18 protein-coding genes are annotated in these 19,023 nt (G+C 34.6%); 12 read left to right on the top strand and 6 right to left on the bottom strand.

What is annotated here, in order from left to right; genetic code table 11:
• Positions 1–38: 38 nt before the first annotated feature.
• The 5 genes from OZP11_RS16560 (at position 39) to OZP11_RS16540 (ending at position 7,771) form a co-directional block, all read left to right on the top strand.
• Positions 39–2,405, top strand: a complete 2,367-nt coding sequence (locus tag OZP11_RS16560; protein ID WP_281231662.1) for an efflux RND transporter permease subunit — start codon at positions 39–41, stop codon at positions 2,403–2,405.
• A gap of 45 nt (positions 2,406–2,450) precedes the next feature.
• Positions 2,451–2,981 (top strand): STM3941 family protein, encoded by a 531-nt coding sequence (locus OZP11_RS16555; protein WP_281231661.1) that lies wholly within the window; start codon positions 2,451–2,453, stop codon positions 2,979–2,981.
• A 230-nt stretch (positions 2,982–3,211) separates the two neighbouring features.
• Positions 3,212–4,657: an asparagine--tRNA ligase gene (asnS, locus tag OZP11_RS16550; RefSeq protein WP_281231660.1), complete on the top strand. Its 1,446-nt coding sequence runs from the start codon at positions 3,212–3,214 to the stop codon at positions 4,655–4,657.
• 147 nt (positions 4,658–4,804) lie between these two features.
• Positions 4,805–6,265 (top strand): RNA polymerase factor sigma-54, encoded by a 1,461-nt coding sequence (gene rpoN / locus OZP11_RS16545; protein WP_281231659.1) that lies wholly within the window; start codon positions 4,805–4,807, stop codon positions 6,263–6,265.
• A 519-nt stretch (positions 6,266–6,784) separates the two neighbouring features.
• The gene (locus tag OZP11_RS16540) at positions 6,785–7,771 is read left to right on the top strand and encodes an alpha/beta fold hydrolase (RefSeq protein WP_281231658.1); all 987 of its coding nucleotides are present in this window, start codon (positions 6,785–6,787) and stop codon (positions 7,769–7,771) included.
• A 107-nt stretch (positions 7,772–7,878) separates the two neighbouring features.
• On the opposite strand, the gene OZP11_RS16535 is transcribed toward OZP11_RS16540, so the two are convergent.
• The gene (locus OZP11_RS16535) at positions 7,879–8,298 is read right to left on the bottom strand and encodes a DUF8479 domain-containing protein (RefSeq protein WP_281231657.1); all 420 of its coding nucleotides are present in this window, start codon (positions 8,296–8,298) and stop codon (positions 7,879–7,881) included.
• Positions 8,299–8,302: 4 nt separating this feature from the next.
• Complete coding sequence (locus tag OZP11_RS16530) at positions 8,303–8,893, bottom strand: thymidine kinase (RefSeq protein ID WP_281231656.1); 591 nt, start codon at positions 8,891–8,893, stop codon at positions 8,303–8,305.
• Between the two features lie 233 nt (positions 8,894–9,126).
• Here OZP11_RS16530 and OZP11_RS16525 point away from each other — a divergent pair, with 233 nt between their 5' ends.
• From OZP11_RS16525 to OZP11_RS16495, 7 genes are all read left to right on the top strand, one after another.
• On the top strand, positions 9,127–10,245 hold the full coding sequence (locus tag OZP11_RS16525; RefSeq protein WP_281231655.1) for a DUF8457 domain-containing protein: 1,119 nt from the start codon (positions 9,127–9,129) through the stop codon (positions 10,243–10,245).
• Between the two features lie 42 nt (positions 10,246–10,287).
• Entirely contained in the window at positions 10,288–11,010 is a 723-nt protein-coding gene (gene rsmI, locus OZP11_RS16520; protein WP_281231654.1) for a 16S rRNA (cytidine(1402)-2'-O)-methyltransferase, read from the top strand.
• A gap of 98 nt (positions 11,011–11,108) precedes the next feature.
• Complete coding sequence (locus OZP11_RS16515; protein WP_281231653.1) at positions 11,109–11,453, top strand: HopJ type III effector protein; 345 nt, start codon at positions 11,109–11,111, stop codon at positions 11,451–11,453.
• Between the two features lie 273 nt (positions 11,454–11,726).
• The gene (recJ, locus tag OZP11_RS16510) at positions 11,727–13,430 is read left to right on the top strand and encodes a single-stranded-DNA-specific exonuclease RecJ (protein ID WP_281231652.1); all 1,704 of its coding nucleotides are present in this window, start codon (positions 11,727–11,729) and stop codon (positions 13,428–13,430) included.
• The gene (locus tag OZP11_RS16505; RefSeq protein WP_281231651.1) at positions 13,417–14,700 is read left to right on the top strand and encodes an MFS transporter; all 1,284 of its coding nucleotides are present in this window, start codon (positions 13,417–13,419) and stop codon (positions 14,698–14,700) included. Before recJ ends, OZP11_RS16505 begins: the two co-directional genes overlap by 14 nt.
• Before the next feature lie 278 nt (positions 14,701–14,978).
• Positions 14,979–15,335 (top strand): hypothetical protein, encoded by a 357-nt coding sequence (locus OZP11_RS16500; protein WP_281231650.1) that lies wholly within the window; start codon positions 14,979–14,981, stop codon positions 15,333–15,335.
• A gap of 82 nt (positions 15,336–15,417) precedes the next feature.
• Positions 15,418–16,629, top strand: a complete 1,212-nt coding sequence (locus tag OZP11_RS16495) for a cytochrome c3 family protein (protein ID WP_281231649.1) — start codon at positions 15,418–15,420, stop codon at positions 16,627–16,629.
• A 1-nt stretch (position 16,630) separates the two neighbouring features.
• On the opposite strand, the gene OZP11_RS16490 is transcribed toward OZP11_RS16495, so the two are convergent.
• The 4 genes from OZP11_RS16490 to OZP11_RS16475 all read right to left on the bottom strand — a co-directional run bounded on the left by OZP11_RS16490 (position 16,631) and on the right by OZP11_RS16475 (position 18,937).
• Positions 16,631–17,374, bottom strand: coding sequence for a UDP-2,3-diacylglucosamine diphosphatase (locus tag OZP11_RS16490; protein WP_281231648.1), 744 nt, complete (start codon positions 17,372–17,374; stop codon positions 16,631–16,633).
• Positions 17,375–17,439: 65 nt separating this feature from the next.
• Positions 17,440–17,892 carry a 6-pyruvoyl trahydropterin synthase family protein gene (locus tag OZP11_RS16485; protein WP_281231647.1) on the bottom strand — a complete coding sequence of 151 codons (453 nt, stop codon included), beginning with the start codon at positions 17,890–17,892 and terminating at the stop codon, positions 17,440–17,442.
• Between the two features lie 33 nt (positions 17,893–17,925).
• On the bottom strand, positions 17,926–18,102 hold the full coding sequence (locus OZP11_RS16480; protein ID WP_281231646.1) for a hypothetical protein: 177 nt from the start codon (positions 18,100–18,102) through the stop codon (positions 17,926–17,928).
• Between the two features lie 70 nt (positions 18,103–18,172).
• A complete protein-coding gene (locus OZP11_RS16475; protein WP_281231645.1) occupies positions 18,173–18,937 on the bottom strand; it encodes an enoyl-CoA hydratase/isomerase family protein in 765 nt (254 codons plus the stop codon).
• Between the last annotated feature and the right edge of the window lie 86 nt (positions 18,938–19,023).

The following is a 19,023-nucleotide window of genomic DNA, read 5'->3' as shown; positions in this document are numbered from 1 at the left end:
CACTTTTCACTACATTTGCATCCATTTTTAAAGATTTTATGAAAAACACTATCCAGGTTGGATTTTGGGAAAAATTAGCCCGAATCATACTTAAAAACAGAATTACGATTCTGGTTATACTTTCTGCTTTAACGCTTTTCTTTGGCTATCAGTGGAAAAATCTTTCTATGACTTATACAGAGGCAAACCTGCTTCCGAAAGATCATATTGCGAATAAAGATTATCAAAAATTCCTAGATAAATTTGGTGAAGAAGGAAACCTTGTCGTTATAGGTTTTCAGGACAAGAAATTCTTTACTCCAAAAAATTATGCTGCCTGGAACGAATTAATGACTGGTTTAAAAAAATCTAAAGAAGTTGATTTGGTCGTTTCTTTAAACGATTTAAAAAAACTTGAAAAAGACACCATTAACGAAAAATTTGTTTTATCGCCATTTATCGATGAAACTAAAGTTTTGGATCCTGAATATTTAAAAGGCGTTCAAAATGAATTATTTAATAATCTGCCTTTTTACGAAGGATTATTGTTCAATAAAGAAAGCGGAAGTATTCGTTCTGCGGTTTACATCAATAAAGAATTAGTAAACACTGCAAACAGAAAGACTTTTATTCTTGAAAATCTGGTTCCGAAAATCAATAAGTTCGAAAAAACAACCGGAATTGACTTAAAAGTTTCTGGAATGCCATACATCAGGACGATCAATGCGGATAATATGAAAGGCGAAATCGGACTTTTTATTGGAGCATCTTTATTGACTGTTTCATTGATTTTCTTTTTCTTTTTCCGTTCGTTTAGAGCTACGTTTATTTCGATTTGTATTTTAATTATAGGCGTAACGTGGTCGTTTGGAACACTTGGATTATTTGGATATAAAATCACAATTTTAACAGCCATTATTCCGCCGCTGATTATCGTAATCGGAATTACAAACTGTATTTTCCTGATTAACAAATACCAGCAGGAAATTAAAATACACAACAATCAGGCAAAAGCATTACAGCGTGTGATTTCAAAAATCGGGTCGTCAACTTTAATGACCAATTTAACCGCAGCAATTGGTTTTGCAACCTTAATGATTACAGGAAACGAATTATTATTTGAATTTGGATTAGTAACTTCAATCAATGTACTTTCTGTTTATACTTTGACACTTTTTATCGTGCCAATTATTTACAGTTTTATGCCTTTGCCAAAAGCAAAACATTTATATCATTTAGACAAAACCTATATTTCTACACTTTTAAACACAGTTACTACTATAGTTAAAGGCAAAAAAACAATAGTTTATATTATTTATGCTGTCCTTTTTATTGTTAGTTTAAATGGAGTGAGACAAATGAAAGTTTCGGGAAGTTTGATTGGTGAAATGCCAAAAAGCGCTTCTTTCTTTAAAGATATTTTATTTTACGAAAAAGAATTTAATGGTGTAATGCCATTGGAAATCATGATTGATACCAAAAAGAAAAAAGGTGTTATGAAGGCTTCGACTATTCGTAAAATGGATGAATTGCAGAATACAATTGCTGAAATTCCAGAATTGGCAAAACCAGTTTCTGTAGTAAATTTGGTAAAATATTCTAAGCAGGCTTTCTACAACGGAAACCCGGAATATTACCAATTACCAACTTCGCAAGAGCAGACTTTTATTTTGAGTTATGCTAAAAATGCGACAAAAAACAGCAAAGAAAATTTAATGAAAGCTTACGTTGATTCGACTGGACAATATGCCAGAATTACCACTTTCATGAAAGATATCGGAACTGATGAAATGGCGAAAGTTGAAGGGAAAATTCGTAAAAAAATCGATGAAATTTTTCCGAAAGACCGTTTTGAAGTTACCATTACAGGAAAAGCATTGGTTTTCCAGAAAGGAACAACGTATTTGGCACACAACTTAATCGAATCGTTGCTTTTTGCAATTGCAACTATTGCAATTTTGATGTTGTATTTATTCCGTTCTTTCAAAATGGTAATGGCTTCTTTGATTACAAATATTTTACCACTTTGTATTACTTCTGGATTAATGGGTTATTTCGGAATTCCGCTAAAACCATCAACGATTCTGGTATTCAGTATCGCTTTCGGAATCTCGGTTGATAATGCGATTCAATTTATGGCGAAATACAAACACGACCTGATTCAGAACAAAGGAAAAGTGAAGAAATCTGTTTTCAGCGCCTTAAGAGAAACCGGAGTAAGTACTTTCTATACTTCTGTAGTTTTGATTTTAGGTTTTGCTACTTTTACTTTATCAAGTTTCAGCGGAACGATTGCTTTAGGAGGATTAATTTCTTGTACTTTGGTTTTTGCTATGTTTGCTAATTTGGTTGTATTGCCTTCATTAGTTTTAACTTTCGAGAAAAAGAAAACTAAGAAAGAGGATTTGGAGAATTTGCAGAAATAGAGTTTTTTTTATAGGAATTTTACGAATTGACGCGAATTAAAAGTAATGGATAAAATCGAAATCTATTCAAGTAAGAAAAAATCATTCTTATTATTAATAGGCTCGCTACTTTTTGTTATTGGCGGAATTTGGATGTTTATGGATGCCGAAAATTTAACTGGCTTTCGATCAAGAAGTCCAATGTTATTAAAAGGTATTGGAATTATTTCAGTTTTGTTCTTTGGATTAGGATTTTGTTTAGCAATCAAACAATTAATCAAAAACAAACTTTTTCTAATTATTGATAATTATGGAATTAATGTTGATCCGAAAAAGAATTCATCTAAAATTATAAATTGGAATAATATTAAAGGCTTCTCAGAAATAAAAATACAAAGCCAAAAAATGGTGTTAATTAAAGTCAATAACCCTGATTTTTGGATTGAAAATGAAACCAATCTAATAAGAAAAAAATTGACTCAATACAATTTAAATGAATATGGTTCTCCATTTTGCCTTTCAGCAATTTCTATGGAAATAAATCATGCTGAACTCATGAAAATTTTAAATGAGAATCTTAAAAAATACAAAAAATAGAAATTGATCTCAAAGTATGTCATTTCGACGAAGGAGAAATCTCCGCAAGTAGCTCCGCACACTAATTCCTAACTTTGTCGAGTTTCTTACGGAGATTTCTCCTTCGTCGAAATGACAAAAATGGGAATAATACAAAGTCTATAAAAAATTCAACTTCTCAAATTAATTAATATCGATTATATTTGCAGTTGTTCAAAACGAATATTATTTAATATCAATTATATATAAAAATGAAACACACAAAAGTTAGAGACTTATTAAACAGTACGACGACGTTACAGGAAGTGAATGCAAAAGGTTGGGTGAGAACTTTTAGAAATAATCAGTTCATCGCTTTAAATGACGGTTCTACAATTAATAATATTCAATGTGTTGTTGATTTTGAAAATACACCAGAAGAAACTTTAAAAAGAATCACGACTGGAGCTGCGGTTTCTGTAATTGGAACTTTGGTTGAAAGTAAAGGTGCTGGTCAGAAATACGAAATTCAGGTTAACAAACTTGAAATTCTTGGAGATTCTGATGCAGAGAAATTCCCAATGCAGCCTAAAAAACACTCTTTAGAATTTTTACGTGAAAACGCTCACTTGCGAGTACGTACAAATGCTTTTGGTGCAATTATGCGTGTGCGTTCGGTATTGTCTTATGCAGTTCACAGCTATTTCCAACAAAAAGGTTTCGTGTATGTAAACACGCCAATTATTACTGGAGCAGATGCTGAAGGTGCTGGAGAAATGTTCCAAGTAACATCTTTACCACTTGACAACTTGCCAAAAAATGAAGAAGGAAACATCGATTTCAAAAAAGATTTCTTCGGAAAACATACAAACTTAACCGTTTCTGGACAATTAGAAGGAGAAACTTTTGCAATGGCTTTGGGTCAGATTTATACTTTTGGACCAACGTTTAGAGCAGAAAACTCAAACACTTCTCGTCACTTGGCAGAATTCTGGATGATCGAGCCTGAAGTTGCTTTCAACGACCTTGATGACAACATGGATTTGGCTGAAGATTTTATTCAGTATGTAATTAAATATGCTTTAGACAACTGTAAAGATGATTTGGCTTTCTTAGAAGGAAGACTTTTAGAAGAGGAAAAATCAAAACCACAGGCAGAAAGAAGCGAAATGGCGTTGTTGGAAAAACTAAACTTTGTTTTAGAAAACAACTTCAAACGTGTTTCTTATACTGAAGCAATTGACATTTTAAGAGATTCAACTCCAAATAAAAAGAAGAAATTCCAATACCTTATTACAGAATGGGGAGCTGATTTACAATCAGAACACGAGCGTTATTTAGTAGAAAAACACTTTAAATGCCCAGTAATTTTATACGATTACCCAGCAAACATTAAAGCGTTTTACATGCGTTTGAACGACAACACAGAACCAGGAAGAGAAACGGTTCGTGCCATGGACATCCTTTTCCCTGGAATTGGAGAAATCGTTGGTGGTTCTGAGAGAGAAGAGCGTTACGATGTTCTGGTTCAGAAAATGGAAGCACTTGGAATTGACAAAGAAGAACTATACTGGTACTTAGATACAAGAAGATTTGGTTCTGCAACGCACGCAGGTTTCGGTTTAGGATTTGAGCGTTTAGTATTGTTTGTAACAGGAATGACAAACATTAGAGACGTAATTCCTTTCCCAAGAACTCCTGGAAGTGCGGAATTTTAATCGATTAGTTTAAAATGTTTCAAGTTTCAGGTTTCAAGTTATTGGAACTTGAACTAAAATAATAATATTGGTTTCAGGTTTCAAGTTTCAAGTTGCGGTTCGTTCTTCAACTTGAAACTTGAAACTTGAAACTTTTAACAAAAACAGATGCTAAAGCAATTTTTAAATTTAAAATTATCTCAAAAATTATCTCCACAGCAAATTCAGCTGATGAAGTTAATTCAATTGCCTACGCAAGCTTTTGAACAGCGTTTATTAGAAGAAATGAACGAAAATCCAGCGCTGGAAGCTGGAAAAGAAGACGAATACGAAGCTGATGAATTCGCAAATGACGACTACGACGATTATGATGACAATGAATCTGACAGAATTGAAGCAGACGACATTAACATTGACGAATATTTAAGCGACGACGATACTCCTGATTACAAAACTCAGGTAAATAATTATAGTGATGACGAGGAACGCGAAACACCTTTTGCTTCGCCAATTAGTTTTCATCAGGATTTAATCAATCAATTGAATACTTTTATTTTGAATGATGAAGAGCGTGAAATCGCTGAATTCTTAGTAGGAAGTATTGACGATATGGGTTACATCCGAAGAAGCATTCCGGATATAGTAGACGATATGGCTTTTACTCAGGGAATTTATACTGATGAGGCTATGGTCGAAAAAATGATGACGGTGATTCACGAACTGGAACCTTCGGGAGTTGGCGCGCGTGATTTACAGGAATGTTTATTGCTTCAATTAAAGCACAAAACACCAACCGAATATGTTGATTTAGCCATTGACATTATCGAAAATCAGTTTGATGCTTTTACCAAAAAACATTACGATAAATTATTACAGAAATACAGCGTTTCGAACGAACAGCTTAAAAAAGCGATCCATGAAATCGAACGCCTGAATCCAAAACCGGGCGGTTCTTTTACAGGAAATAATAAAGTTACTGAAAATATTGTTCCTGATTTTGCTATTAGAATTATTGACGGCGAACTGGAATTGACTTTAAACGGAAGAAATGCTCCTTCCCTGCACGTTTCTAAAGATTATCAGGAAATGATGCAGACATATAAAGATTCTCGTGATAAATCGACTGCGCAGAAAGATGCAGTTCAATTTATCAAACAAAAACTAGATTCGGCAAAATGGTTTATCGATGCGATTAGACAGCGTCAGGAAACTCTTTTTGTAACCATGAATGCCATTATGCATTATCAGGAAGAATATTTCTTAGACGGCGACGAAACCAAACTAAAACCAATGATCTTAAAAGATATTGCCGACATGGTTGGTTTGGATATTTCGACAATCTCACGTGTCGCAAACAGTAAATATGTTGAAACTCCTTACGGAACAAAATTGATTAAGGAATTCTTCTCTGAAGCTATGAAAAATGATCAGGGAGAAGATGTTTCAACTCTTGAAATCAAAAAAATTCTTCAAAACACAATTGAAGAAGAAGATAAGAAAAAACCACTTCCGGACGATCAACTGGCAGAAATCTTAAAAGAAAAAGGTTATCCAATTGCCAGAAGAACTATTGCTAAATATCGCGAGCAGCTCGATATTCCGGTGGCGAGAATGAGAAAGAAAATTTAGTTTTTTTATCTAAAATTATATCAAACCTAACATGTTTAAAAAACTTGTTAGGTTTTTTTATGGCTTACAGCAAGCGTTCTAAATAATGCAAAGTCTTCAGTTATGTAAAAAAAAAATCAGTTCAAAAAATTATTAATTTGATTTTTTATAAAAACACTCTCTACATCAACAACATAGAACTTAACTTTTTTCATCTTTTTTTGTCAATATAAAATTTGGATATTCATTAGATTTATTTCTATTTTTGTAAGCAATATACTACTTTTTATATCTTGCTGTATATCGAAAAATTAATCCCTTTTTTACCCATTTTAAAATTTAAATTCATTGCAAATACACGGAGACAACATCAAACTCCGAGAGTATTTTAGTGCGATCAATCCTAAATAATTTGGGCATAAATCAGGGTTAGTTATCTCGTATACAAAAGTAAAAAATCCTTAAAATTTTCTTCGGGATAATTAAAATGTAGTGTAAAAACACAAAAAAATAATTTAAAAAAACGAAAGAAAAAAATCCATGAAAAAAATTAAAAAAAGTACATTTAAAATACAGCAGTATTTCATTTTACTTATTACTGTAATTACATTAAGCAGTTTAACATCATGCAGCACTAATGATGACAAGAATGAATATTATGAGTTACCTGTTTATCAAAACAATCCAAAAGAAGGGGGCTATCCTATCCTGACAAAACAGGTTCCTTACGTAAATATTAAGCTTACAACTGAACCTCAAAAACTTATATATGATTCAAAGCTAAAAGACGTTTCGATTTCTACCATTAAAGATACTGTAGTTGTTTTCATCGAAGGGGGACCAACACATATCGCTTCAACAGATGCCCTTACAAATCTTGAATCCATTATTACTCCTTCAGAATATCCAAATTATTCTGTAGTAGCAGTAAGACAAGCGCATAATATGAACCCAACCGTATTTGGAAGCGGCAGCTCATTTACTAATGCCAACGCTCAGCAGGTAAACGATAAAACAAATGAAATATTAAAAACTGTAATAAGCTGGTTGAAATCTAACCGTAAAGTTGTTTATTTATACGGTCATTCAAATGGTAGTTTTATCGTTCAGGATTATATGACTACAAATAATACAAAAGCAGATGCTTATATTATCTCTGCAACGAGGCTTAAACCAGTTCAGGTAATTTTTGATACATATGCTAAAAACAATGATTTTTCATTTCCTAATGGAATAACCCCAGTTATAACACAAATTCCGGCCAATGAATTACCTTATTTTAATGCAATGTCTAAACTACAACTGAACCACATGAAAAATTATATCAGTTTGTTGGCAAATAATCCTATGCTGCCAAAAACGGTATATTTATTATCTGGAAAAGATGAAGCTCTTGGAGCAACAGAAAATGACGAAAATGACTTCATTACTAACAATAAAATCGCAGCTTTTCAGATCCCAAACGGAACTCATGGAGAAGCTCCATTTGCTATACCAAACGCTTTAAAGTATTTGAGAAAAAAGTAAAAACACAATAAAAACATCTTAGCTGTCTCAATAAGCTAATAGTTAAAAAACAAAACCCGACAAGTTTTTAAAAACTGTCGGGTTTTATTATTTATATTGATAAATTTTTATTTATACTGATCTGGTAAAATCTTGACATTAAACAAAAACGTTTTGTTTTTATCGCTGTAATTATAAATTAAAGTATAATCATTGTCTCTAAAAACCTGAAGTCCCGGATTTGCTTTTGCTGTACTCAGTAAGCTCTTTTCAATTTCTTCCTTTATTACTTCAACCTCAGCAGTTTGTTTTTCTACATTAAGTAATGTTAAATTATACTTCACCGTTCTTTCTTCATGCAGACTCACACTATCCAAACGAATACCTTCCTGAATGGTTAACGGACAATTTTTATTGTACTTTTCAACCAATTCAACTACTTCAGTATTTACTTCTTCGGCATTTTCGGCAAGAAAAAAATAAAAGCAGCCTGCCAGACCCAAAGCAATTATAATTAAAGCTAAAACTAGAATATTCTGTTTTCTCATTTTTTTATTTTTCCTGATTTTTTTTCATGGCATTAAAATACGCTGCGCGGCTAAGCGGCTCATATTCTTCTGTTTCTCCAAGCATTACTAATTTATCGCTGGCAGTTTTTCTAAAACTATAATTGGCTAAATTTCCAGTTCTGGTGCAAACAGCATGAACTTTAGTAACATATTCAGCAGTTGCCATCAGCGCTGGCATTGGACCAAAAGGATTCCCTTTAAAATCCATATCCAGTCCGGCTACAATTACCCTCACACCGCGATTTGCAAGATCATTGCATACAGTTACAATTTCATCATCAAAAAACTGCGCTTCATCGATCCCTACAACATCACAGCCTTGTGCCAGAATAGAAATATTTGCCGCTGCAGGAACCGGTGTAGAACGAATTTCATTAGCATCGTGCGACACTACCATCTCTTCATGATAACGGGTATCTATAGCGGGTTTAAATATTTCGACTCTTTGTTTGGCAAACTGCGCACGCTTTAATCTGCGGATTAATTCCTCGGTTTTACCCGAAAACATTGACCCACAAATAACTTCAATCCAACCAAATTGTTCTTTGTGATTTACTGTATTTTCGAGAAACATTTTGTATTTTTCTGCCTTTTAAAATGAATAGTTTTTATTACTTTGTACTGGTAATAAATTGATGTTAAAAACTGCTGTTTTTTAGATTTTCAAAAGTAGACAATTTTTATCAAATCGAAAATTGGGAAACGCTTATTAACAGAAATAAAAAAATAAGCCGTCTGATTTCTTTCCAAAAACTATTCATACAATAAATTCACTAAAATACCGTATTCACTATAATTTCAACAGTCATGAAAAAAAAATTGGAAGCTGATTTAATCAGCATTGCACATCGAATTTTAAAGCTCAGGAATAAATCCGATATCAATCAATTATATATTGAAACGCAGAAACTATATGAAAAATTAACGGTTTTAAAATTTGTAGAGGATAATTTCGATACTCTGAAACCGACTATCGGACAGAACGAAATTACCGCTGAAATAGAAACTATTTTTAACAAAGAAGAAACGGAAATTCCTGAAATTCAAAAAGCAGAAGCACCGACTGTTGAAAAAATAACAGCTCCTGAAGAATCTTACAAACCTGATACGGAAGAAACTCCTGTTGAAACTCCTGAAATTACTGAGTCGGTTACTGAAGAAAAAACAGAACCAATTGCTGCAGAAATTAATGAACCTTCTGCGGAGATTACCGATGAACCAATAGCAGATGAAATTCCGGAAATAATTATAGAAGAAACACCGGAACCAATTGCAGAAACAGCAGAACCAGCAGAACCAGCCACAGAAGAACCAGAACAAATTATAGCCGCTTCTGAACCTGAAACTGTAAAAGAAACTGCCAAACAAGAAGAACCGCAAAATGCTCAGGAAGAGCTTTCGTTTACAACCATAAGTGATTTAAAACCAATTCCGGGCTTTAAACCTGCTTTCGAATTGGACCAGGAAGCTATTACAGAAGAAATAAAAGAAGAACTTAAACCGGAAATAAAAGCATCACCAATTCCTATTGCGTTTGAAGATTTCGGAATTAATTATGCCGATGCGCAATTTGTGGCAGTAGATGATTCGAAACCTCTTTCGGCCTCATCTGTAAACGATCTGATAGAAACAAAAACTTTCGAAACTCCGGCTGCTCCAAAAGAATCTAAAGCGGTAAGTTTAAACGAAAAATTATCAAGAGGTTTCCATATTGACTTAAACGACCGAATCGCTTTTACCAAAAATCTTTTTGGAAACAGCACCGAAGATTATAGCCGCGTTTTGAATCAGCTTTTAACTTTTGACTCTTTTGCAGAAGTAAAAGAATTTATTGAAACAATGGTGAAACCCGACTATAATAACTGGGAAGGAAAAGACGAATATGTAGATCGTTTTCTTGGAATTATCGAGAAAAAATTCCTGTAACATTTCATTTTTCACATTTCACTTTTTCACGAATAAAAAAATATGTCAAAATTATATATCGTCCCAACGCCAATTGGCAATCTTGAAGACATGACTTTTAGAGCCATAAGGGTTTTGAAAGAAGTCGATTTGATTTTGGCCGAGGACACCCGAACCAGCGGAAAACTGTTGAAGCATTTTGAAATTGGCACACACATGCACAGCCATCATATGCACAACGAACATAAAACGACTGAAAACTTAATTGCTCGTTTGAAAGCCGGCGAAACCATCGCTTTGATTTCGGATGCAGGAACTCCCGCCATTTCAGATCCCGGTTTTTTATTAACACGTGCCTGCGTTGAAAATAATATAGAAGTAGAATGTCTTCCGGGGGCAACAGCTTTTGTCCCGGCATTGGTAAACAGTGGACTCCCAAATGACAAATTTGTTTTTGAAGGCTTCCTGCCTGATAAAAAAGGACGTCAGACTCGTTTTTTGGCTTTAGCCGAAGAAACAAGAACAATAATTTTATATGTTTCGCCTCATAAACTGGTAAAAACTTTAAGCGAATTTATTCAGTATTTTGGCGAAGACAGACAAGTCTGCGTTTCTCGTGAATTATCAAAACTACACGAAGAAAACGTCCGTGGAACTGCCAAAGAAGTTTTAGCCCATTTCGAAAAAACAGCACCCCGAGGAGAAATCGTTGTGGTTGTTGCCGGAAAAACCATAACAAAAGAGCCTAAGAAAAGTAAATTTTCAAAAGACGAAGAAGAAGAATAATTTAAAATAATTTTTGCCGCAGATTTCACAGATTAATACAGATTAAAAAATCCTTTTAAAACCTGTAAGCTGCCTGCAAAAAAAATCAAACCATAATCATGAGCATCCAAGCCTTTTTAGAAAAAGTAAAACAAACACCAACACAAATCACATTTCCTGAAACTATTGCCGTAATTGAAGAAAACTACAACTTTACTCCAACGGCTTTTCAAAACGGAACTCAACATAACGCAGCAGGCGAAAATTCAGGTTCTTGCAAATTATTTTCTTTTGCAAAACTTCAAAACTTAAGCAAAGAAGAAACATTAGCTTGTTTTGGTGCTTTTTATTTTGAAGAAGTTTTAGGCGATCCAAACGGAACAAATCACCAAAACATTAGAAATTTCATCAACTTAGGCTGGGACGGAATTACCTTTGAAGGAAATGCACTTGAATTAAAATAATTTTAGATTTCAGATTGTAGATTTTGGATTCCCAAACTCCACATCCTGAACTCAGCAAACTTTAACAAAGTTGAAAACGAATATTCTGCCACAGATTAAAAAAATCAAAAAACTGTGTGAGAAAAATTAAACACATAGAGAACTATGTTTATTGATACAAGTAAAAAGCCTTTTTAAAGTTTCCTATGAGCTATGATTCTATGTGTTTAAAAAAATTACCATCCTGATTAAACGATTTCAAAAATCTAAAATCAAAAATCTACAATCAATAAAATGCGCTGGACATTAAAACCTAAACCTTCTGAAGATAAAATCAAGCATTTGGCCAAAGCTTTAAATGTAGAAGATTTTGTAGCCTCACTTTTGATTCAGCGCGGTATTGAAACATTCGAAGAAGCAAAAAACTTCTTTAGACCGTCTTTAGAACATTTACACGACCCGTATCTGATGAAAGATATGGACAAAGCTGTCGCACGAATAGAAAAAGCCATCGAAAATCAGGAAAACATACTGGTTTTTGGCGATTATGATGTTGACGGAACGACTGCCGTTTCATTGGTTTCCTCTTACTTAAAATCGTATTATCCTCATATTGCCACTTATATTCCGGATCGATATGACGAAGGTTACGGAATTTCATATAAAGGAATTGATTATGCCGATGATAACGGAATTTCGTTAATTATTGCCCTTGACTGCGGTATAAAATCGATCGATCATATCGCTTACGCAAAAGCAAAAAACATTGACTTCATTGTTTGCGATCACCACAGACCCGGAGAAGTTCTTCCGGATGCTGCTGCCGTTTTAGATCCAAAAAGAGAAGACTGCTCCTACCCTTATGACGAATTGTGCGGCTGCGGGGTTGGTTTTAAACTGATTCAGGCTTTGGGTAAAAATCGAAATGAAACGATTGAAGATTTGGTTCCATATCTGGATTTGGTTGCTACTGCAATTGCTGCCGATATTGTGCCGATTACAGGAGAAAATCGAGTCTTGGCTTATTTTGGATTAAAGGTAATTAATAGCGAACCAAGACCGGGAATTAAAGCACTGGTACATCAGGTAAAAAAGAAAGTTCTTGATATTAGCGATGTTGTTTTTATCATTTCGCCGCGAATTAATGCAGCCGGAAGAATCAAACACGGAAATCATGCGGTTGAATTATTGACAGAATTTAACTTTGAACAAGCACAGCAGTTTGCTTCGGATATTGAAAAGTACAATGCAGACAGAAAAGATCTGGACAAAAAAATAACAAAAGAAGCTTTTCAGCAGATTTTGGACAATAACGAAGAAGAACGATTTTCGACCGTAGTTTTTCAGGAAGACTGGCACAAAGGCGTGATCGGAATTGTGGCTTCACGATTAATTGAAACCTATTATCGTCCTACTTTGGTTTTTACTAAAAGTGGTGACAAATACGCAGCCTCTGCCCGATCTGTAAAAGGATTTGATGTTTACAATGCGCTTGATGCCTGCGCAGAACATTTAGAACAATTTGGCGGACATATGTATGCAGCCGGAATGACGTTAAAAGCCGAAAATTATCGTAATTTTAAAGATGCATTTGAAAAATGTGTACAAGAAACTATTTTACCGGAAATGCGAACTCCTGAAATTGAGATCGATGCCGAAATAAATTTTTCGGATATAACCCCAAAATTCATTCGGATTCTGAAACAATTTGAACCTTTTGGTCCGCAGAATATGACTCCGGTTTTTATGACTTCGGATGCAAAAGATACGGGTTACGCCAAAACTTTAGGTTCTGAAGATGAACATTTAAGACTTTTTGTAAAACAGCATGATTCAGACGGAATTGCCGCTATTGGCTTTGGTTTAGGAAAGAAAATAGATATAGCAAAAAATCAAAATCCGTTTCAGCTCGCTTACGGTATTGCTGAAAATGAATGGAACGGAACGGTATCAACACAGCTTATGCTGAAAGACATCAGAACAAATGGAGAAAATTAAACCGAATAAGCCCGATCCTTATCAGGCGCTTCGCTATAAAGAATTCAACGTATTTTTATTATTACGTTTTGCCATGGTTTTTGCCTGGTCGATGCAGTTTATTGTAATTGAATGGGAAGTTTACAGCTTAACCAAAAACCCGCTTTCGTTAGGCATTATTGGTTTAATGGAAATTATTCCAGCCGTTTCTATGGCATTGTTTGCCGGTCATATTGTAGACCAAAGAGAGAAAAAGGGATTATTGGTCAAATGTATCTTAGGATTTTCAGTAATTAGTTTTGGACTTTTCTTACTGACCTGGCCAAAAGTAATTGGCGGCTGGTCTACGCATGTTATTTTATATTCGATTTATGCTTTAGTGTTTTTTGGGGGAATCGTTCGTTCTTTTATGGGACCGACAATCTTCTCACTTTTGTCTTTAATTATACCTAAAAAAGTATATCCAAATGCGGCAACCTGGAGCAGTTCTGTATGGCAGATTGGAGCTGTAATGGGACCTGCGCTGGCTGGTTTTTCAATCAACTGGATTGGTGTTCACTGGTCTATGTGTCTGGTTTTTGGATTCTCTGTCCTTTCATTAACAGCTTTATCACAAATCAGTAAAAAACCAATCATAAACCCAAAAGTAGGAGAATCGATCAAAGACAGTCTTACCGAAGGTTTAACATTTGTATTTAAAAATAAAATTGTTCTGGGTGCATTATCGCTTGACATGATTGCCGTACTTTTTGGAGGCGCCGTAGCATTATTACCAGTCTTTGCACAAGACATTTTAAAAGTAGGTTCTGAAGGTTTCGGAATTCTAAGAGCCGCTCCTGCTGTGGGTGCTTTTATCACAATGCTTGTTTCGGCTTATGTGCCTCTGTATGAAAATGCCGGAAAGAAACTTTTGATCGCTATTTTTGTTTTTGGTTTATCTATCATTTTGTTTGGATTCTCAACCTATTTCTGGCTTTCGGTTTTCGCGTTATTTTTAAGCGGATTGGCAGATGGAATTTCAGTTGTAATCCGTCAGACTATTTTACAGTTAAAAACTCCGGATCATATGCGCGGACGTGTTGGTGCTGTAAATTCTATTTTTGTTGGATCTTCAAACGAATTAGGTGCTTTTGAAAGCGGTGCAACGGCTAAATTAATGGGAGCTGTAACATCTGTTATTTTTGGAGGAAGCGTTACACTTTTGACAGTCGTTGTAACGGCATTAAAATCACCAACTTTTAGAAATCTGGATTTGAAAAGAGACATGGATGAACATCATAAATTAGAGTAATATTTTTTCATATAACAGCGAATTCTAAATGGGGACTGCCGAAATCCTACCAAACATTAAATTTTGATTAAACCATATAAGTAATATAAGTTCATTTAACAAATTAAGCTCCGGAAATCCGGAGTTTTTTTATGCATAATTCCCAGAAAACATATACAGAGAGACTTAACATGAACTTTTATCACTAAATGGATTAAAACATTTTTAAATTTTTAAGAATTATTTATTTAGAATTAATATAAATAATATTTATATTTGTTGAATTAAAAGGATTTACGATGAGAGAAATAGAACAAATCTATCATAACAATTTTGGCATAGCATTTTACTGGAAGCAGAACAGCAAACCGCTTCTTGATAAAGTACAGCTGGTTTTTAAGGAAACCGGTTTTTATTTTACCGTATCAGAATTGAATCAGTTTTGTGATTTAATCGAAGACAGCATTATCGAAAATACGTGTTGCGAAGCTTGTGAAATGAAATATTCCTGTCATAAATTTTTATTGAAAACACCTTGCTCATCAATTGATCTGGCTGTTTCTATGACCGAATTAAAATCGATTAAGGATTTGGTAGAAGGTTCTTTATTCAAAATCGAGCTTGATGAATATGTTTACGGTCCGGGATTAAACTAGAAACATTCTAAATATTTTAACAACAATTTTTCATTATTTAAATATATTTTGATTCAATTCAAAAAAAAGTATATTTACAATAATGAAAAAAATCTGCGTTTTTCTTACAATTGCTGTAACAGTTTTTATTTTTACTGGCTGCAACAGCAAATCTGATGACTATATAGATCCGCGCGGTACAGACTACGCCGGTTCTGAAAGCTGTATTCAGTGCCATCAGCCGCAACACGAATTGGCTGTTCATACTTCACATTACAAAGCGACTTCTCCCGGAACAAAAGAAAATATTCTGGGACATTTTGTTAACGGAAAAAACACTTTTGTTTATTCTAAAAACCTCAAATTGGTAATGGAAAATCGAAATGATTCTCTTTATCAAGTTGTGTACAAAGACGGAAAAGAAGTTGAAGCGTATCCTTTTGAAATTCTTTTCGGCATAAAACATGCACAAACGAGTGCGTACTGGAAAAACCACTATACTTACGAACTGCCTGTATCGTATTACAAATCAATAAATACCTGGGGTACAAGTCCGGGTTACTCGGCCACTACGCTTAATTTCGAACGAAAAATAGACAAGGAATGTTATGCCTGTCATAGTTCGAATATTGCCAGCCGTTATATTACGACCAGTTCTGACAGCATTACTTTCCTGACCATGGAAGTAGAAGATTTTATGAATAAAAACACGCTGGTTTACGGGATTGATTGTGAGCGCTGTCATGCTCCGGCAAAAAAGCATGTTCAGACACATTTAAAATTTCCGGATTTAAAGCAGGCTCAGAATATTGCTTCATTTAAAAACATGAGCCGACAGCAAAGAATCGATGCTTGTGCTTTGTGTCATTCCGGAAACGATCAAATGAAGATAAAGTCGAGATTTCAATACAAACCAGGAGAAAGTTTAAATTCCTACTTTAGACAAAATACCAGATTAAAAGACAGCCTTAATTTTGATGTACACGGTAATCAGCTCGGATTACTTTCGCAGAGCAAGTGTTTTATAAAAAGTGAAAAAATGGATTGTATGTCCTGCCATAATCCGCATCAGGATTCTTATAAAAGCATGGCTGTTTATTCTAAAATCTGTATGAGCTGCCATAAGGAACCAAAACACAGTCCGGAAACTATTAAAAGCACATCCAAGGCAATTATGGCAAATAATTGTGTAGAATGTCATATGCCGAAACAAGATTCAAAAGCAATCAAATTTCAGCAGTCCAATACGGCTCCGGTAACGAGTTATTCACTGCGAACACACAAAATTGGAATATATCCTAAAGAAAAAAGGTAAATTATTGTTCGAATTTTTTAAGTTCAAATTTTTCACCATCAAAAACGCCATATGTAAAGTACCCTATCCAGTCGCCAAGATTAACATATTCTGAATTTTCGCCAACAGATCGTATCATTGGCAGATGGCGATGCCCAAAAACAAAATAATTATAATGTTTGCTTTCGAGTTTACGTTTGGCATACAAAATAAGCCATTCTTTTTCTTCACCTAAAAACTTAATATCTTCATCTCCGGAAATCAGTTTATTTTTAACCGATAAATATTGAGCCAGACTTACCCCTACATCCGGATGAAGCCAGCGGAAAAACCATTTTGAAAATGGATTTGTAAAAACCTTTTTCATCCTTTTATAGCCTTTATCTCCGGGACCTTTTCCATCGCCGTGGCCAATTAAAAAAGTCTTCCCGTTAAAAGTAAATTCTTTATTATCGTGATAAACCGGAATATCCAATTCGGTTTCAAAATAATCATTCATCCATAAATCATGGTTTCCCACGAAAAAATAAACCGGAATACCGCTGTCGCGAATTTCGGCCAGTTTTCCAAGAATACGCACAAAACCTTTTGGCACAACTGTTTTGTATTCAAACCAAAAATCGAATAAATCTCCCAGCAAAAAAATAGCTTCGGCATCTTGTTTTACCTCATCTAACCAGGCCACGAATTTCTTTTCACGAGGCAGACTCAATTCCGGTGTCGGCGCACCAAAATGCTGATCTGAAGCAAAATATATTTTTTTCATTGAATGTGAATTGTGAGATGTAAAATGCTGAACAGAAAACCATTTCACATTTTACTTTTAACTTTTTATAGGTTATCAGAAGCGTACCATTCTGCAAACGACGATTCGGTTTCCTGAAGTTTAAGAGAGAACAGCGAAATCCCTTTTGGGAGTCTTGCCACTATCCTTTCGGCAAAATCTACCACCATATTTTCACTTGTTGGCTGATAATCTACTAAAATAACGTGGTGTCCGCGGTTTTTCAGTTCATTTGCCAGTTCAACATGCGGTGTTGTCTGATTGAAAACAGTAGCATGATCAAACTGATCGACGATTTCTTCTTTTACAATCTTCTTTAGATCCGAAAAATCAATCACCATTCCGAATTTCACATTCGATCGGTCTGTAATTGGCGAACCAATAACCGTTACCGATAATTTATAACTGTGTCCGTGAACATTCTTGCATTTTCCGTCGTAACCATACAAGGCATGTCCGGTTTCGAAACTAAATTGTTTTGTAATTCTGATATTACTCATCGGTTTTTAATTTTAAGCTTGCAAATTTACAAATTAATAACCGTTTTCATCTCTTTTTTTAGCTCGGTTATACATCCAGTAGGCAATTCCCACTAAAATAACAAAAGGAATAAAGGAGCCTATTACAACGCCAATCTGGTAACCGCTGTCGGGTGCATTTTTTAGTTTTTCAGCAACATCGACATTTTGAAATAATGAAATCAGTTTCATTTTAAAAGTATTTAGTATTATTTATTCTGCCGCAGACTACAGGAATAAAGAGATTTCTTAATCTGCGAAATTATTTTTTGAACTGAAGCAATGCCGATTTTGTAAAATCAGACAAAACCAGTTTTCCTGTAATTGCCGCACGCTCAAAAAGCAGCGATTCCCAGGTTTCCGTTCCTTCCCAGATAATCTTTTTCATTTCGAATAAAGCTTCTGGATTATACGAACTTAACTTTTGCGCAAAGCTTTCTACATTTTCATCCAAAGAAGAAGCGTCGCATAAAACCGAAAAAAGTCCTTTTTGAAATGCCCATTCTGCCGGTTTCCATTCGTGTCCGGCCAGTGTCATTTCAGACATTGCCGTTTTTCCTATTTTGCGGGAAACAGCGGGTTCAATCACAAACGGCCCTATCCCGATTGCAAGTTCAGACAATTTCACATCGCTTTGATGCGTGGCAAAAACATAATCGCAGGCCGAAATAATTCCCACACCGCCGCCAACAGCTTTACCCTGCACTCTGCCAATGATAAGTTTATTGCAATTTCGCATGGCATTAAGCAAATGGGCAAAACCGGAGAAAAATTCGGTTCCCTGCTCTTCATTCTGCACTTGCAGCAGTTCATCAAAAGATGCACCGGAGCAAAAAGTCTTATCTCCTTCGCTTTTTAAAATAATAACCGAGACATTTTCGTTTCGGCTCAGTTCGTTAATTTCTGTCGTAAGACGATCTAATAACTGACGTGGAAATGAATTACTTGCAGGATGCCCAAACTGAATTGTTGCAATTGTATTTTGAAAAGAAGTTTCTAAACTTCCTTGTGAATTTTCTAATTTCATAAAAATAGATTTAAACGTAAAGTTACGGTTTTGAAAAATAATTCAGTCGAAAGTCCTTTAAATTTGTTTTTTGAGAATTAATTGAC

Origin of the sequence: Flavobacterium gelatinilyticum, from assembly GCF_027111295.1 — a bacterium.
In the GTDB taxonomy this organism is placed as follows: Bacteria; Bacteroidota; Bacteroidia; order Flavobacteriales; family Flavobacteriaceae; genus Flavobacterium; species Flavobacterium gelatinilyticum.
Note: the sequence above shows the minus strand (reverse complement) of the source record. Positions and strands in the feature narration are given on the sequence as shown.

Excerpts from the sequence above, each read along its gene's own strand:
- OZP11_RS16495 (WP_281231649.1), top strand. The coding sequence starts at position 15,418 with ATGAAAAAAATCTGCGTTTTTCTTACAATTGCTGTAACAGTTTTTATT.
- OZP11_RS16540 (WP_281231658.1), top strand. The coding sequence starts at position 6,785 with ATGAAAAAAATTAAAAAAAGTACATTTAAAATACAGCAGTATTTCATT.
- OZP11_RS16480 (WP_281231646.1), bottom strand. The coding sequence starts at position 18,102 with ATGAAACTGATTTCATTATTTCAAAATGTCGATGTTGCTGAAAAACTA.
- OZP11_RS16560 (WP_281231662.1), top strand. The coding sequence starts at position 39 with ATGAAAAACACTATCCAGGTTGGATTTTGGGAAAAATTAGCCCGAATC.
- OZP11_RS16515 (WP_281231653.1), top strand. The coding sequence starts at position 11,109 with ATGAGCATCCAAGCCTTTTTAGAAAAAGTAAAACAAACACCAACACAA.
- OZP11_RS16555 (WP_281231661.1), top strand. The coding sequence starts at position 2,451 with ATGGATAAAATCGAAATCTATTCAAGTAAGAAAAAATCATTCTTATTA.
- recJ (WP_281231652.1), top strand. The coding sequence starts at position 11,727 with ATGCGCTGGACATTAAAACCTAAACCTTCTGAAGATAAAATCAAGCAT.
- OZP11_RS16500 (WP_281231650.1), top strand. The coding sequence starts at position 14,979 with ATGAGAGAAATAGAACAAATCTATCATAACAATTTTGGCATAGCATTT.
- OZP11_RS16475 (WP_281231645.1), bottom strand. The coding sequence starts at position 18,937 with ATGAAATTAGAAAATTCACAAGGAAGTTTAGAAACTTCTTTTCAAAAT.
- OZP11_RS16525 (WP_281231655.1), top strand. The coding sequence starts at position 9,127 with ATGAAAAAAAAATTGGAAGCTGATTTAATCAGCATTGCACATCGAATT.
- OZP11_RS16505 (WP_281231651.1), top strand. The coding sequence starts at position 13,417 with ATGGAGAAAATTAAACCGAATAAGCCCGATCCTTATCAGGCGCTTCGC.
- OZP11_RS16530 (WP_281231656.1), bottom strand. The coding sequence starts at position 8,893 with ATGTTTCTCGAAAATACAGTAAATCACAAAGAACAATTTGGTTGGATT.
- OZP11_RS16490 (WP_281231648.1), bottom strand. The coding sequence starts at position 17,374 with ATGAAAAAAATATATTTTGCTTCAGATCAGCATTTTGGTGCGCCGACA.
- rpoN (WP_281231659.1), top strand. The coding sequence starts at position 4,805 with ATGCTAAAGCAATTTTTAAATTTAAAATTATCTCAAAAATTATCTCCA.
- asnS (WP_281231660.1), top strand. The coding sequence starts at position 3,212 with ATGAAACACACAAAAGTTAGAGACTTATTAAACAGTACGACGACGTTA.
- OZP11_RS16485 (WP_281231647.1), bottom strand. The coding sequence starts at position 17,892 with ATGAGTAATATCAGAATTACAAAACAATTTAGTTTCGAAACCGGACAT.
- rsmI (WP_281231654.1), top strand. The coding sequence starts at position 10,288 with ATGTCAAAATTATATATCGTCCCAACGCCAATTGGCAATCTTGAAGAC.
- OZP11_RS16535 (WP_281231657.1), bottom strand. The coding sequence starts at position 8,298 with ATGAGAAAACAGAATATTCTAGTTTTAGCTTTAATTATAATTGCTTTG.